General features: G+C 38.8%; 13 protein-coding genes. 2 read left to right on the top strand and 11 right to left on the bottom strand.

Translation table 11 applies throughout. From position 1 onward, the window contains the following. Positions 1-195: 195 nt before the first annotated feature. Positions 196-492, top strand: a complete 297-nt coding sequence (locus tag C0966_RS02290) for a hypothetical protein (RefSeq protein ID WP_274853552.1) — start codon at positions 196-198, stop codon at positions 490-492. A 39-nt stretch (positions 493-531) separates the two neighbouring features. Here the strand turns inward: C0966_RS02290 and C0966_RS02285 are convergent, their stop codons facing one another. The 3 genes from C0966_RS02285 to C0966_RS02275 all read right to left on the bottom strand — a co-directional run bounded on the left by C0966_RS02285 (position 532) and on the right by C0966_RS02275 (position 3375). Next, positions 532-1482 (bottom strand): BMP family ABC transporter substrate-binding protein, encoded by a 951-nt coding sequence (locus C0966_RS02285; protein WP_274853550.1) that lies wholly within the window; start codon positions 1480-1482, stop codon positions 532-534. A gap of 226 nt (positions 1483-1708) precedes the next feature. After that, a complete protein-coding gene (locus C0966_RS02280) occupies positions 1709-2557 on the bottom strand; it encodes a hypothetical protein (protein WP_274853549.1) in 849 nt (282 codons plus the stop codon). A gap of 80 nt (positions 2558-2637) precedes the next feature. Continuing rightward, complete coding sequence (locus tag C0966_RS02275) at positions 2638-3375, bottom strand: hydrolase (protein WP_274853548.1); 738 nt, start codon at positions 3373-3375, stop codon at positions 2638-2640. Between the two features lie 203 nt (positions 3376-3578). Between C0966_RS02275 and C0966_RS02270 the strand changes: the two genes are divergently transcribed. Beyond that, positions 3579-3761, top strand: a complete 183-nt coding sequence (locus C0966_RS02270) for a YjzD family protein (protein WP_274853547.1) — start codon at positions 3579-3581, stop codon at positions 3759-3761. 28 nt (positions 3762-3789) lie between these two features. Here C0966_RS02270 and clpB read toward each other — a convergent pair whose 3' ends face one another. The 8 genes from clpB to argJ form a co-directional block, all read right to left on the bottom strand. Further along, the gene (gene clpB / locus C0966_RS02265) at positions 3790-6390 is read right to left on the bottom strand and encodes an ATP-dependent chaperone ClpB (protein ID WP_274853546.1); all 2601 of its coding nucleotides are present in this window, start codon (positions 6388-6390) and stop codon (positions 3790-3792) included. A gap of 102 nt (positions 6391-6492) precedes the next feature. Further along, positions 6493-6672, bottom strand: coding sequence for a YjzC family protein (locus tag C0966_RS02260; RefSeq protein ID WP_274853543.1), 180 nt, complete (start codon positions 6670-6672; stop codon positions 6493-6495). Between the two features lie 124 nt (positions 6673-6796). Beyond that, positions 6797-7750, bottom strand: a complete 954-nt coding sequence (gene argF / locus C0966_RS02255; protein ID WP_274853542.1) for an ornithine carbamoyltransferase — start codon at positions 7748-7750, stop codon at positions 6797-6799. Next, positions 7747-10860: a carbamoyl phosphate synthase large subunit gene (locus C0966_RS02250; protein ID WP_274853541.1), complete on the bottom strand. Its 3114-nt coding sequence runs from the start codon at positions 10858-10860 to the stop codon at positions 7747-7749. Before C0966_RS02250 ends, argF begins: the two co-directional genes overlap by 4 nt. After that, entirely contained in the window at positions 10853-11935 is a 1083-nt protein-coding gene (locus C0966_RS02245) for a carbamoyl phosphate synthase small subunit (protein WP_274853540.1), read from the bottom strand. Before C0966_RS02245 ends, C0966_RS02250 begins: the two co-directional genes overlap by 8 nt. Positions 11936-12001: 66 nt before the next feature. Continuing rightward, complete coding sequence (locus C0966_RS02240; protein WP_274853539.1) at positions 12002-13165, bottom strand: acetylornithine transaminase; 1164 nt, start codon at positions 13163-13165, stop codon at positions 12002-12004. Continuing rightward, positions 13162-13935, bottom strand: coding sequence for an acetylglutamate kinase (gene argB / locus C0966_RS02235; RefSeq protein ID WP_274853538.1), 774 nt, complete (start codon positions 13933-13935; stop codon positions 13162-13164). The genes C0966_RS02240 and argB overlap by 4 nt, the downstream gene beginning before the upstream one ends. A gap of 12 nt (positions 13936-13947) precedes the next feature. Continuing rightward, entirely contained in the window at positions 13948-15180 is a 1233-nt protein-coding gene (gene argJ, locus C0966_RS02230) for a bifunctional ornithine acetyltransferase/N-acetylglutamate synthase (RefSeq protein WP_274853537.1), read from the bottom strand. Position 15181: the final 1 nt, after the last annotated feature.

The following is a 15181-nucleotide window of genomic DNA, read 5'->3' as shown; positions in this document are numbered from 1 at the left end:
CTTTTTCATTTTAAACATTATTAACAGTACAGGTTATTATCAATTATTATGACTTGGTACTAATTTTATCAAATCTTTTATTTGTGATGCAATATATTATGACTCAATTCGTTTTTTACAAACAAATGTCTATACCGAACTATAGATTGTTACATATTTTACTAACAAGGAATTCATTTAAGGGAGGTTCAGACATTGGAAGATGCACATAAAGAAAATCCTGAGATTAAAACGACGGAAAATGTATCGAAGGATATACCGGAAATTGATAAGCAGGAAGAGGATCCTTTCAAAAGGTTCATGTTTGGCACGAGAAGACGGCCAACAGAAAGCAAAACTCAGGAAAATCGTTCAAATAATGCCGAGGATCAAATTGATTATATGCTGCTAATGGAAAATATCGATATGCTGCTGGATTCTGCCAAACAATTAAAGCCTCTTTTAAATAAGATTACACCTTTTATTAATCAGTTTATAAAAAAAAATAAGTAAAGCTGCCATCAATAAGCGGCAGCTTTTTACATCGTATGCTTACTCATTTGGAAGTTTTCCGGTTTTTTTATAATCTTCAATATACGATTTTATTTCAGCTTTAAAGTCATCATCTATCAGCGGGCTGAATTCCCCGAGAGATATGACTCCATCTTTAAAATCAAAATGCAGATTTCCGGATTTGAGTTTTCCGTTGTTATACTTTTCTGCTGCTAATTCGTAAAGCTTGTCAACATGCTGAATCGTACTTGTCAAAACCGTTGATTTCCCAAGGTCTGACTGATCGGATATATAGCCGATTGCATAAAGCCCCTCTTCTTTGACTTTTTCAATAACCGGTACGTTATAGCCGTCACCGGCAGGATAAACGACATCCACACCATTCTTGATCATTTTGTCTAAGATCGTCATTGCAGTCTGGTCATCATCCCATTGGCCAACATATTGGATATTAACGTCTACATTTTTATTTTCAAATATTGCTCCTTCATAAAAACCTTCAACTTCAGGCTGCCATTCATAAGCGGCAATAATACCGATCTTATTCTTTTTTGTCATATGAGAAGCTACCATGCCCCCAAAAAAACCCATCGCAAAAGCCTGGAAACTTAAGCTTGTTGTATTTTTATTTTTAGCGTCTCCATTAAAACTAATGAAATGAATATGCGGATAATCTTTTGAAATTTTATTAAAATACTCGGCGTATTCATTTCCGTGCCCAAAAATTAAGTTAACGCCTTTTTGGTCAAATTCTTTTACGGCACGTTCCACAATCATTTCAGAATTCATTCCTTCTTTAATATAAACATCTACGTTAAAACGAGATTGGATTTTCAGCATTCCTTTATAGCCTTTTGTACCCCAAACCTGGTCGTTTACCGTATCGGGCACAAGCAAACCCACTTTTTCCAATTTTCCTGTTTTGATCGGCTGCTCACATCCAGCCAGTAAAAGTAGGCATATAAGAATGACTCCGAATCGTTTTAACATCCAATGCATCTCCTTTACTCAGCCTCTCCTGCTAAAGAAGAGATGGAAATAAACAAAGCTTTTTCCACATATTTTTAAACCGAAACATTCGTCCCAATATAGACAATTATTTCTTTCATTCTACCTTCAACCAAATAAAATGAAAAGTTTTTTTCCTTTATTGCAATATTATTCCAAATTAAAATAAAAACCGGTCATCTCTCCCGGTTTGAAAATGCACTCTCAATCACATATTCTTAAGTGATAAAATGCGTTCTAAATGGTCTTTTTGTTTCTTAATCCCGTCTAAAAGTTCTACACTTTCCTCGACCGATTCAGCCGGGATTTTGCTATCAATTATAAGGTCTTCTTTTCCATTTTCCCTGGCTCCTTTTGTTTCAATCGCAAGTGATATTGCGCATTTCAGCCAGCTGTCATTAACAGTATTCCTTAAGTAGCAGCACTTGTTCCTCTTTTTTTCAAAAATGTCAATAATTTTATTTACACAGTCTTCAATATAAATTGCGTCAAAAACCCATTCTCGCTTATTCAAAACAGGCTGTTCATTGTTTCCAAGCCGATGAAGAAAGGTTTTCTGAAAAATAAATTCTGGGGGTTGCCACGGACCGAATAAAGTGGGAACAAAAATGGATGTTAGTGACGGATGGGTGAATTTCCCAAAAAATTCATGAAGTTCGTCCGATCCGTCTTCTTCTCTAACTTCTTCTTTATTTTTTGCTAACAATTGAATTGGCCAAAGAATTAAAATTTCGGATTTAACAATGCGAGGAAGAATTGTGTTCCAAAACTGCTCGTCTTTTAATAGTGATTGGATTTTATTCTTTATAAAATAATCATAAACTGAAATGATTAATACCGAATCACTCTCCATAAAGTTTTGCTGTTTCCAGTCTTCCAATGACAATTCGATGAAATTTGCATTTCTGCCTACTTCCATACGCTTTTCTTCAAGAAATAAATCTTCCTCTTCAAGGTCTATATGAATCCCTTTAACCTGATAACCTTTTTCAAGCAAATTTTCACAAAGACTAAAACCTAAAAACTCGTATGTTCCAATTACTACTGCCTTGTCCATATTTATGCCTCCCTGAAACACATTCTCTTTATCCTATGCCGGGTTTACATAATTTATTTCTTTTCAGGGAGTCCGTGGAATTAAAGGATTTTCTCATGTTCATTCATAAACCTTACAATTTGATTGGCGAGCTGTTGCTGTTTTTCCGGGATTAGGTAGGTTTTCGAAATCGATGAATCTTCATTTTCCCATTTTGTTGATAAATCATCTAAAAGGTTTCTTTGGGAAAAGTTTTGATTTCTTGACAAAATGTAAATGATTTTCACTGGATGCCCAGAATGAAACTCCGTCAAAATCTTATCCGAAAGAATGATTTTCTCTATTTCTTTTGGTTCTGTTTCATAAGCTCCGGCAAGTTCTTTTAGCAGCTTTTTGTAAAAAAACTTGCGTTCCTTTTCATATTCTAAATGATGAGATAAAGATAGGATCGGATTCAACAGAATAACCGATCTAATATTTTGTTTCAATTCCACCATTAATTTTATAGCAGTTAATGCTCCCATACCTTCGGCTAGAAGATGGATTCTGTCATTAATAATTTCCGTTCTCATAATATGGTTATATAGTCGTTTCGCCAGATTTACCGCTTTTTGACTTCCCCAGTTCTTCCCGTACAAATTCGAATAAAATACAGTATAGCCCTCTCGCTTCAATGTTCGAAGCAACGCCTTTTTGCCTTCATTTTGAATCCAAAAACTGCTTTTCTCATCCACAAAATTCCGTTCATCTCCAAGAATTAGGATACCGAAACCTTTAGGCCTTTCAGGATAATGGATGATATTCCATTCGGTATCCAATTGAAAGTTCCGGTGCTCCATGTCAAACACTCCTTTAACAGACTTGTTCATATTAATGTATGAAGGTTTACTGTTGATGATAGGGTAGATTGCCCAAATTCAAAAAAGAAGTGTGTAAAGAAACATATTTTCCTGAAAAAAGTGAAAATAATAAAATAGCGTTTAATATTTAATAGTGATATGGTAATATGAGAGTGGACTTTAATTCGTAAGAGGTGAATACGGTGCGATATTTCTGGACATTTTTCTGGACTTTTCTTCTTATTCAAATGTTGGTTTATGTAACTGGTTCTATGATCGGTACCGAGTTTGATTTAAGAACCGGATCCATTTTAGCAGTAGCGGCAACGATTTTGATTTATATTGTTCCGATAATTTTGCCGAACGATCCTGTTGAAAAACATTAAAAAGTCATCCTAAAAAAGGATGACTTTTCTACTTAACTTTCAAAGTTATCTCTCCATTTTCAATTCCGATTTCCACTTTATCTTGTTCCTTAATGCTGCCTTTCACCATTTCTCTTGCAAGTTTTGTTTCAACATGACGCTGAATGAAACGTTTGAGCGGTCTTGCTCCATAAATGGGATCAAAGCCATTTTCGGCAATGAATTCGATTGCTTCATTTGTAATTACTAAGCGGATTTCCCGATCATTAAGCCTTTTCTGTAAATCAGAAATCAGTTTTGTTACAATTTGTTTTATTTCTTCAAGTCTTAACGGTTTAAACAAAATTATTTCATCAACACGGTTCAGAAATTCAGGACGAAAATGACTGCGCAATTGTGATAGCACCTTATTTTTTGTTTCTTCTGTAATCTTACCATCTATATTCGTTCTTTCCAGCAGAAAAGATGAACCAATATTTGAAGTCATAATAATTACCGTATTTTTAAAATCAACAGTCCGTCCTTGAGAATCCGTAATCCGTCCGTCATCAAGCACTTGCAGAAGGATATTAAACACTTCCGGATGCGCTTTTTCAATCTCATCTAACAAGATAACTGAATATGGATTTCTTCTTACTGCTTCTGTTAATTGGCCGCCTTCTTCATAGCCGACATAACCCGGCGGAGCACCAATCAACCGGGATACGGCATGTTTCTCCATATATTCAGACATATCAAGACGAATCATATGGTCTTCCGAATCAAATAATGACTGGGCAAGAGTTTTGGCAAGCTCTGTTTTCCCTACACCGGTTGGGCCCAGGAAAATAAACGATCCGATCGGACGGTTTGGATCTTTAATCCCCGCCCTGGCCCGTAAAACGGCATCTGATACAAGGTTTACTGCTTCATCCTGGCCAATTACTCGCTCGTGTAAAATACTCTCAAGCCGGAGAAGTTTCTCTCTTTCTCCTTCAACAAGTTTTGAGATCGGTATACCCGTCCAACGTGAAACAATTTCAGCAATTTCTTCTTCCGTAACTTCTTCTCGAAGCAATCGGGTGCCCCGTTTTTCTTTCTCCTCATTCTCTAGCTCTTTTATTTCTTTTTCCAAAGCAGGAATTTTCCCATGTCTCAGTTCGGCAGCTTTGTTTAAATCATAATTATTCTCAGCTTCCTCAAGCTCCCTGCGGAGTCTTTCAAGTGTTTCGCGTTTTTCCCGCACTCTTTGAATCGCTTCTTTCTCTAGCTGCCACTTAGCTTTCATGGAGTTTGCCTTTTCTCTCATTTCCGCTAATTCTTTTTGAAGAACTTCTAGTCGTTCTTTACTAGCTGCATCGGTTTCCTTGCTTAATGCAGCCTCTTCAATTTCCAGCTGCATCACTCTTCGTGTTACTTCGTCAAGCTCGGATGGCATCGAGTCAATTTCAGTCCTGATCATGGCACATGCTTCGTCCACCAAATCTATTGCCTTATCTGGAAGAAAACGGTCGGTAATATAACGATCTGAAAGAGTAGCGGCAGCAACGAGCGCCCGATCATGTATATTGACTCCATGATGAATTTCAAATCTCTCTTTTAACCCTCTTAAAATTGAAATCGTGTCTTCAACATTCGGTTCCTGAACAAGCACAGGCTGGAACCTACGTTCCAGTGCCGGATCCTTTTCAATATATTTCCGGTGCTCATCAAGGGTTGTTGCTCCAATACAATGCAATTCTCCTCTCGCAAGCATCGGTTTCAGCATGTTTCCTGCATCCATTGCCCCTTCTGTTTTCCCTGCTCCAACAATCGTATGAAGTTCATCAATAAATAAAAGAATGCGCCCTTCGCTCTTCTTAATTTCATTTAAGACAGCCTTCAGTCTTTCTTCAAATTCGCCCCGGAATTTAGCCCCTGCGATTAATGAGCTTATATCAAGAGCAAAAATGGTTTTATCCTTCAGTCCCTCTGGAACATCTTTTCGAACGATTCGCTGTGCGAGTCCTTCAACAATCGCAGTTTTTCCTACTCCCGGTTCCCCGATTAAAACGGGATTGTTTTTCGTTTTTCTTGAGAGAATCCGAATTACATTCCTAATTTCACTGTCTCTTCCGATCACTGGGTCAATTTTTCCTTCTTTTACTTCCGCTACTAAATCTCTTCCATATTTTTTTAATGCTTCATAGGTAGATTCCGGGTTTTGCGTTGTCACTCTCTGATTCCCCCTAATTTCTTTAATTGCCTCTAATACTGATTGATTTGTGACCCGAAAATCTTTTAACACTTGCCCTGCTGCTGACTGATCTGTATTAATAGCAGCAAGCAGGATATGTTCAACAGACAAATATTCATCTTTAAAAATCTTCATCTGGGATTCAGCTTCTGCCAACACCTTTTGTAATGCAGGAGTAATATAAATTTTTCCATGATCAACACCGCTCCCAATTACTTGAGGCTTTTTTGCTAATAAACTTTCGAGTCTGTCCTTGATATCGCTGGCAGAAAGTTGCAGTTTTTCAAAAATGGAATGAACTAGGCTAGTCTCGTCTTCCAAAAGAGCTAAAAATATATGCACATCATCAATTTCCTGATGATGATTTTCAATCGCCATTGTTTGAGCACGAAAAAAAGCCTCCTGCATCCGTTCAGTCATGCGATTAATGTCCATGGTTGCACCTCCTGTCTGACCTTTTTTGACCATTAACTATATTATAAAAACAACTTTTTACATATGTAAAGCCACCCGCATTGGATGGCTGAAAAAGAATTATTAAGGTTTTCGTTGATATGTCCAAATACGATTATGGTTTGACGTTTCCGGAAATCGATCTCCAGCTTTTAGCTTTAATAGCTGCGGATTTTTCACATTGCTCCCTGTTTCACCGATTTCTATATAGATTCCATTATTGGGAGCTTTTTGGCCTGGACGGAAATGACGGTTTTGTCCCATTATCTAAACCTCCTTTTGCCTTTCTCATGCTTATTATTTTCATTGCATTCCAAGTTCATTCTCTGGACTGTTTTTCCTAAAAAAATAAACCAGGCCTGCTCCGATGAAGAGAAGGCCTGGTTTGTTATTTCAATATTTCCGCCAATAGCGCTTTTTGGACATGGAGCCTGTTGCCGGCTTGCTGAAAAACAGCTGAATGGCTGCCATCAATAATTTCGGCGGTAACTTCCTCTCCCCTGTGGGCCGGCAAACAATGTAAAAACAGAAAATCGTCCTTTGCATTTTTTACAAGCTGCTCATTAACTTGAAAATCTTTGAATACCTCTAATCTTTGCTGATTTTCCTGTTCCTGTCCCATACTTGTCCAAACATCAGAATAAATAATGTCCGCTTCTATGACAGCTTCGTATGGATCGTTTAAAATGTGAACCTGGGAGCCATTTTCAGCTGCTGCCGCCTTCGCGAGTGAAACAACCTTTGAATCAGGTTCATAGCCAAGCGGACTGGCAACTGTAACATCAATGCCCATCTTCGAAGCACCGATCAATAAAGAGTGGGCGACATTGTTGCCGTCTCCAATGTAAACAAGCTTTAATCCCTTAAAAGTTCCTTTCACCTCTTGAATTGTTAACAAATCAGCTAAAGCCTGACATGGGTGTGACAAATCTGTAAGTCCATTGATAACCGGAATATCAGCATGATATGCCAATTCTTCCACGATTGAGTGTGAAAAAGTTCGGATCATAATTGCATCTACGTATTGGGATAAAACTTTGGCAGTATCTGCAATCGTTTCTCCTCTGCCAAGCTGCAAATCATTGCTGTTTAAGTACAATGCATGGCCTCCCAGCTGCAGCATCCCTGCTTCGAAAGAGACGCGTGTTCTTGTCGACGGTTTTTCAAAAATCATCCCAAGTATTTTCCCTTTTAATAAAGACGAAAATTTTTCCGGTTCACTTTTCATTTCTGCTGCTTTTTTAAGCAGAGCTTCAATTGTGCCTGCAGAATGATCAGCTAAAGATAAGAAATCTTTTCCTTTTAAATCCGACTCAATAGGATTTGCTTGAATTGACATCATACTATTGTCACATCCTTTATTCTGTTATCGTGCCATTCATTAATAGAAGTCACTTGCAAATTCGTTGCATTCAATGCGGAGAAAAAGGCCATCAATGTTTCTTTTTCGCTAAAGATTGGAATCCTGTTTTTTGTCGCAATTTCTCTCAATTTGTAATCTTCAAGAGATTCATTTGTACTATAAAACGCGAGTACGCCGGATTGGTAATCTTCTTTCTGTAACTCGTCTGCTGGCTTAAGTTCAATTCCAAGACTTTCAGCATATGGACGGAGTTCAGAAAGATTTTCCCCGGTCCCGCAAATAACTCGGTTTTTCTTCGATCTGTCTCTTAAAACCGGATGGAACACTTTTCTTAAAGCTCCCTCGAAATCTTGAGCAAGACATATTCCTTCACCCGTAGATTTCATTTCAGGCCCAACTTTCGGGTCGAGTCCGTTTAAAGCAAAGTTTGAAAAAACCGGATACTTAATGCAATGGAAAGGAGCGGTTTCCATGCTAAGATTCGTTTCCGACAAAGTGTATTTCCCAAGCAATATTTTTGTCGCAATTTGGATCAATGGCACGCCAGTAACTTTGCTGACAATCGGTACGGTCCTGCTTGCGCGCGGATTCACTTCCAGAACGTAAACATCATCACCGTCAATAATATATTGAATGTTCATGACACCTTTATATTTAAGCTCTTGGACAATTGTTTCTGCATATTTCAGCATCTTTTCTTTAGCAATCGAAGAGAGATTTTTTGCAGGAAGGACAGACATGCTGTCACCAGAATGGACGCCTGTTTTTTCAATATGTTCCATAATGGTCGGTACTAAAACGTTTACTCCGTCAGCTGCTAAATCAATTTCTGCTTCTTTTGCGTGCAAAAATTGATCCACCAATATTGGGAAAGAAATATCCGTTCTTTGCAGGAACAATTTCAAATCAATGTCATTTCTGATAATTTCCATCCCTTTGCCCCCGATTACGTAAGAGGGGCGCAATAGGACAGGATAGCCGATTTCTTTTACCTTTTTCGGCAATTCCTCTAAACTGTATGCAATATCTCCATTGATATGGGGGATCTTTACTCGATCAAGCAGTTCGTAAAAACGTTCCCTGTCTTCCAATACATCAATTGTGTCAGAATTTGTACCGAGAAGTTCTACACCACTGTCTTCAAGCTCTTTCGCCAAGTTTAGTGCCGTTTGTCCACCGAATTGGACAAGGACTTCGGAAATACCTTCGGATTCAATAATGTTTAAAATATCTTCCAGAATCAACGGCTCAAAATAAAGTCGATCTGCCGTTGCAAAATCAGTGCTGACTGTTTCCGGGTTATTGTTCACCATTATGGTTTCAATATTTTCTTGCTTTAATGCAAAAACGCCATGGACAGAGCAATAATCAAATTCAACGCCTTGGCCGATGCGGATCGGACCGCTGCCAATAATAAGCACTTTTCTTTTATTAGAAGGCAATTGTTCATCTTCGCCAAAATAGGTTGAATAATAGTAGTTTGAATTTGCTTTAAATTCTGCCGCGCACGTATCAACCATTTTATAAACCGGTAATATTCCGAATTCTTTTCGTTTTTTCCTGATCTCTTTCTCTGTTACGTTCCATTCGTCAGCTAAATACCTGTCACTAAAACCTTTTTCTTTAAAGAGAGCAAGTTGTTCCTTTGAAACACTTTCAATAGTCACTGACTTGATTTGTTTTTCAAGGTCGATCAGCCGTTCAAAACATTGTAAAAAGAATGAGTCAATTTTCGTTGCTTTATGGATTTCTTCCAACGTAAAACCTCTGCGAATGCATTCCAAAACAACGAAGAACCGTTCATCTGTTTGTCCGTTCAAAATTTCTGCCAATTGCTCTTTTGACTTAAGTTCCAGTCCAGGAAGCTTTAAGTCGGAATTATTTATTTCAAGAGAATGAAGAGCTTTTAATAAAGCACGCTCAAGATTTCTGTCGATTCCCATTACTTCACCGGTTGCTTTCATCTGTGTTCCGAGTTTTCGGTTTATGTTCGGGAACTTGTCAAACGGCCATTTTGGAAATTTAACAACTACATAATCAAGAGCTGGTTCAAAGCTTGCATATGTGTCCCCGGTTACCGGATTAATCAATTCTGATAAAGTATAGCCGACCGCAAGCTTAGCTGCCATTCTTGCGATCGGATATCCTGTCGCTTTTGAAGCGAGAGCCGAAGAACGGCTTACACGAGGATTGACTTCAATTAAATAGTATTGTTTGCTGTTAGGATCAAGTGCAAATTGGATATTACACCCTCCGATTATTTCCAGTGCTGAAATAATTTTGATCGCTGTTGACCGAAGCATTTGATATTCGTCATCCGTTAATGTTTGGGAGGGAGCAACAACGATTGAATCGCCGGTATGAATGCCGACAGGATCAATATTTTCCATATTGCAAATTGTTATGCAAGTGCCGCTTGAGTCTCTCATCACTTCATACTCAATTTCTTTATACCCGGCAATACTCTTTTCAACGAGGCATTGCCCGATTGGACTTTCATTGAGTCCTCTTGTTATGAGAGCAGAAAGCTCCTTCATATCTCCGGCAATACCCCCGCCTGACCCTCCCAGCGTGTAAGCCGGACGGACGATGATAGGAAATCCGATTTCTTCCGCAAACTGGAGAGCCTCTTCAGCTTTATGAACAATTTTGCTTTCCGGAACAGGCTCCCCGAGGTCTTTCATTAATTGCCTGAAGGCATCTCTATCTTCACCTTTTTTTATTGATTCAATAGAGGTGCCCAGCAATTTCACTTGATATTTATCAAGAACTCCGTTTTCACTCAACTGAAAGGCTAAATTTAATCCGGTCTGTCCGCCCAGCGTCGCAAGGAGTCCATCCGGGCGTTCTTTTTCAATGATTTTTTCTAATACATCTGCCGTAAGCGGTTCAAAATAAATCGAATCAGCAAACGTATGGTCTGTCATAATGGTTGCAGGATTATTGTTCACAAGTATTACCCGGTAACCCTCCTCTTTAAGGGAAAGGCATGCTTGTGTTCCTGCATAATCAAATTCAGCGGCCTGGCCGATGACGATCGGACCGGACCCGATTACGAGGATAGACTTTATAGTGTGATCTTTAGGCATATACTATTTCTCTCCCATTGTAAGCCTTAACCATTTCAATAAAATCGTCAAAAAGATAATCAGCATCATTCGGGCCGGGATTGGCTTCCGGATGGAATTGCACGGTTTGAACCGGCAAATTCTCGTGAACAAGCCCTTCAATCGACTGATCATGCAAATTGTAAAACCGAATTTTATAACCGGTTCCTGTTAAACTTTTTTCATCTACAACATAACTGTGGTTTTGTGAAGACATAAAGACAGTTTTTTGTTTCATATCCATGATCGGATGGTTGGCACCGCGGTGCCCGAAAGGAAGTTTTTTTGTATCTGCCCCAAGAGCGAGAGCCGCTAATTGGTGGCCGAGACATATTCCGAAAACAGGATATTCTTTTATTATCTTTTTCAATGTCGGCAATATTGCGGATAAATCTTTTGGATCGCCTGGTCCGTTTGATAGAAGTATCCCATTTGGATTTAATTGTTTAATCGTCTCATAAGAAGTGTTATATGGCACTGTTGTTACCCGGCAATTTCTTTTTAATAATGAAGCGAGAATCGATCTTTTATAACCAAAATCAATAAGAACAATATGAATGTCGCCCTTTCCATAAGAGCGAGTTTCCGGTTCCGATACTTTGCACACTTTTTGGCTTGTATTTAACAAAAATTTCAGCTGTTTTGATTCTTTTTTTACTGACAGAACAGCCGGCATTGTTCCAAAATCGCGAATTTTCTTTACAACTGCCCTTGTATCAACATGCCCAAGCATTGGTATGTTCCATTTTTGTAAAAATTGCTTAAGGGAATATTTCGCTTCATAATGTCCTGTCGCATCATTTGATTCATATACAATCACACCCGCAACATGGGGCTGCTTGCTTTCAAAATCTTGTTCATTTATACCGTAATTGCCGATCAGCGGGTAGGTAAAAACGATGATTTGATCTTTATATGAAGGGTCTGTCAATACTTCTTGATAACCAGTCATTCCGGTATAGAAAACAATTTCTCCTTCGATATCGTTTTGCGGACATTCGGTAAGCCAAATGCCTTTAAATGTTTCTCCATTTTTCAAATGCAGGTATCCGTCCATTTAGCGCACCTCATGTTTGAATATTTATAACAACAAAATTATTTTTATACATTAAGAACTAAAAAATTATGCCTTTACAGCAGTATCCACAAATTGTTGAATGGTTTCTTCAATTTTTGCAACAGCTTCATCAATTTCATCCACCGTTACTGTTAATGGAGGCAAGAGCCTTAAAACATTGTTGCCTGCCGGAAGTGCAATCAGCCCTTTTTTTCGCATTTCTGTTAATAATGGCTGAACCTCCGCCTTTATCTCAATCCCAATCATTAACCCCATCCCTCTTATTTCGGAAATGACGGGGAATTTACCAAGAACTGTTTTTAATTTCGTGGTTAAGTACTCACCTTTTTCGGTTACATTCTTCAAAAATTCCTCTTGAAAAATGGTTTTCATTGTTGCAATTGCGGCAGCAACTGAAATCGGATTTCCTCCAAACGTAGATCCATGGCTTCCGGGACCAAACGCTTGCTCTAACTCTTTATTTCCGATTACGGCACCAATTGGCAAACCGCTTCCCAAACCTTTTGCAGCTGTAACGATATCAGGTTTAAGGCCGAAATGCTGAAATGCAAACGGTTTTCCGGTACGTCCTATACCCGTTTGAATCTCATCGATAATCAATAATGCACCATACTCTTTACAAAGTTTTTCAGTTTCTTTTAAAAATCCTTCATCGGCAATATGGATTCCGCCTTCGCCCTGAACAATTTCGAGCATAACCGCTGCAACACTGTCATCCATAACATTTTTTAACATTTTCGTGTTGTTAAAAGGCACGTAAACGAAGCTTTCAAGCATCGGACCGAATCCTTGTTTAATTTTTTCCTGTCCGGTAGCTGCCATCGTCGCAAAAGTACGGCCGTGAAACGATTTTTCAAACGTTACAATTTTATGTTTGCCCGTATATTTTCTTGCGAGTTTAATCGCTCCTTCGTTCGCTTCCGCACCGCTGTTTGCAAAGAAAACTAAATCCATTTCTGCACTTTTCGCAAGGAGCTTTGCAGCTTCTTCTTGTTCTTTCATTTGAAAAAGGTTTGATACATGCCAAAATTTTTTCAGTTGTTTTTCAATTGCCTCTTCAACTGTTTTTGGCCTGTGGCCTAAATTGCAAACCCCGATTCCAGATGAAAAATCCAAGTATTCTTTTCCGTCAGCATCCATTAATTTGCACCCATTGGCATAAACAGGTTCGATCTCCCACTTTTGATAGGTCGGAAATAAATAGCTCATTGTAAAATCCCCGCTTTTCCATGTATTTTTGTACCCATCCAGTTTTGTCCGTCAAAAAATGCCTTTTTTCCGGAAACAATCATTACTCTTTCAAGGCCTTTTTCAATTGCAGCAAGAGCAGATTTCACTTTAGGAATCATTCCTCCGGTGATTTCCCCTTCGTTTATATACGTATAAATGTCTTCTTCGCTTACATCAGCAAGCAAGTTTCCATTAATATAAATCCCGTCAACATCAGTGACAAATAAACAATATTGACAGTTCAACTCTCGCGCTACAGCGGCTGCAGCATGGTCAGCATTCACATTTAATTTTTCGCCGCTTTTAGAAATGCCTATTGGAGTAATAACCGGTATGATATTTTCCCGCAGCAGCATTAAGATGACTTCCTGATTGACAGCCTCAATTTCTCCTACCAATCCGAGCTGTTCTTTATCGATGTATTTTGCTTGAAGGCATTTTCCGTCGCTGCCGTTTAATCCGAAAGCGGTAAGTCCATTTGCTTCAAGGAGATGAACGAGTTTTCGATTCGTATGGCCGGACAGTACCATTTCGACTACTTTCATTGTTTGTTCGGTTGTTTTTCTTAAGCCGTTATGAAATTCCGGCTTAACATGATAGAGATTAAGCATTTCATTTATATCTGGACCGCCGCCATGGACAAAAATTAACTGATAGCCTTGAGAGATCAGTTTTTGCAAACTTGAAAAAAACTCCGGAGTTAATGAATCGATGACACTTCCTCCACATTTAATCAAAATTCTTTTCATTTCCACTCTCCCCTATGTCCGATAGCTGGCATTAATTTTGACATAATCATAGGTTAAGTCGCATCCCCAAGCCCGGCCTGTTCCATTCCCGATTTGGAGATCGACGGAAATTTTTACCGTTTCGTTTTTCAAATATTCAGTTGCTTCTTCTTCAGAGAAGGCTTGAGGCTCTCCGTTTTGAAGCATAACAATATCTCCTATTAATACATTGATTTTTTCAGGAACAACTTTTGCATCGCTCTGGCCGACAGCACCAATGATTCTTCCCCAGTTTGCATCCGCACCGTAAACCGCTGTTTTGACGAGATTTGATCCGACAATTTGCTTAGCAATTTTGTTAGCATCCTCATCCGTTTCAGCACCTGTTACTACTGCTTCAATCAATTTTGTTGCCCCTTCACCGTCTCTTGCAATTTGCTTTGCTAAGTTTTCGCAAGTGTTTGTTAATAGCTGCACGAAAATTGGCCAATCGGGGTGGCTTTTGTTCAATGGACTGTTTCCCGCTTTTCCATTTGCCATAACTAAAACCATATCATTTGTTGATGTATCTCCGTCCACGGTTATTTGGTTAAATGATTTGTTTGTTGCTTCCTTAAGAGCTATATGCAAATCACTTGATTCGACCGCAGCGTCGGTTGTAATAAAAGCAAGCATCGTTGCCATATTTGGATGAATCATACCGGAACCTTTCGCCGCGCCTCCCATGTAAATGGTTTTTCCGTCAATATTGGCAGAATAGCAGCATGATTTCTGGACTAGATCGGTTGTTAAAATCGCTGTTTGAAAAGCTTCTGCATGTTGATCGTCATTTCCCGGCGACAATAATTGAATCCCTTGCTCGATTTTGTCCATCGGCAAAAACTCTCCAATTACCCCGGTAGAGGCAACTGCGACATAATGTTCCTTCAAATGAAATTTTTTTGCGGTTAATTCTCTCATTCTATTGGAATCATTTAAACCTCTTTCCCCGGTACATGCATTTGCACAAGCGCTATTAACGACAACAGCTTGCAGAAGACCTTCCTTTGCAATACTGTCTTTCGTTGTTATTAACGGAGCAGCCTGGAAATGGCTTGTTGTGTATACGGCTGCACAATTAGCAGGTATTTCACTTACAATTACACCAATGTCTTTCTTTGAATATCTAAGTCCTGCATGCACTCCGTCTGCATTAAATCCTTTCGGAGTTAAAATATTGCCTCCAGTTATGAACTGTATTTCTTCATTTTCTGTTAAAGTTTGCATT

Source organism: Bacillus methanolicus (genome assembly GCF_028888695.1).
GTDB classification, from domain to species: domain Bacteria; phylum Bacillota; class Bacilli; order Bacillales; family Cytobacillaceae; genus Bacillus_Z; species Bacillus_Z methanolicus_B.
This window is presented reverse-complemented; position numbering and strand designations above follow the sequence as displayed.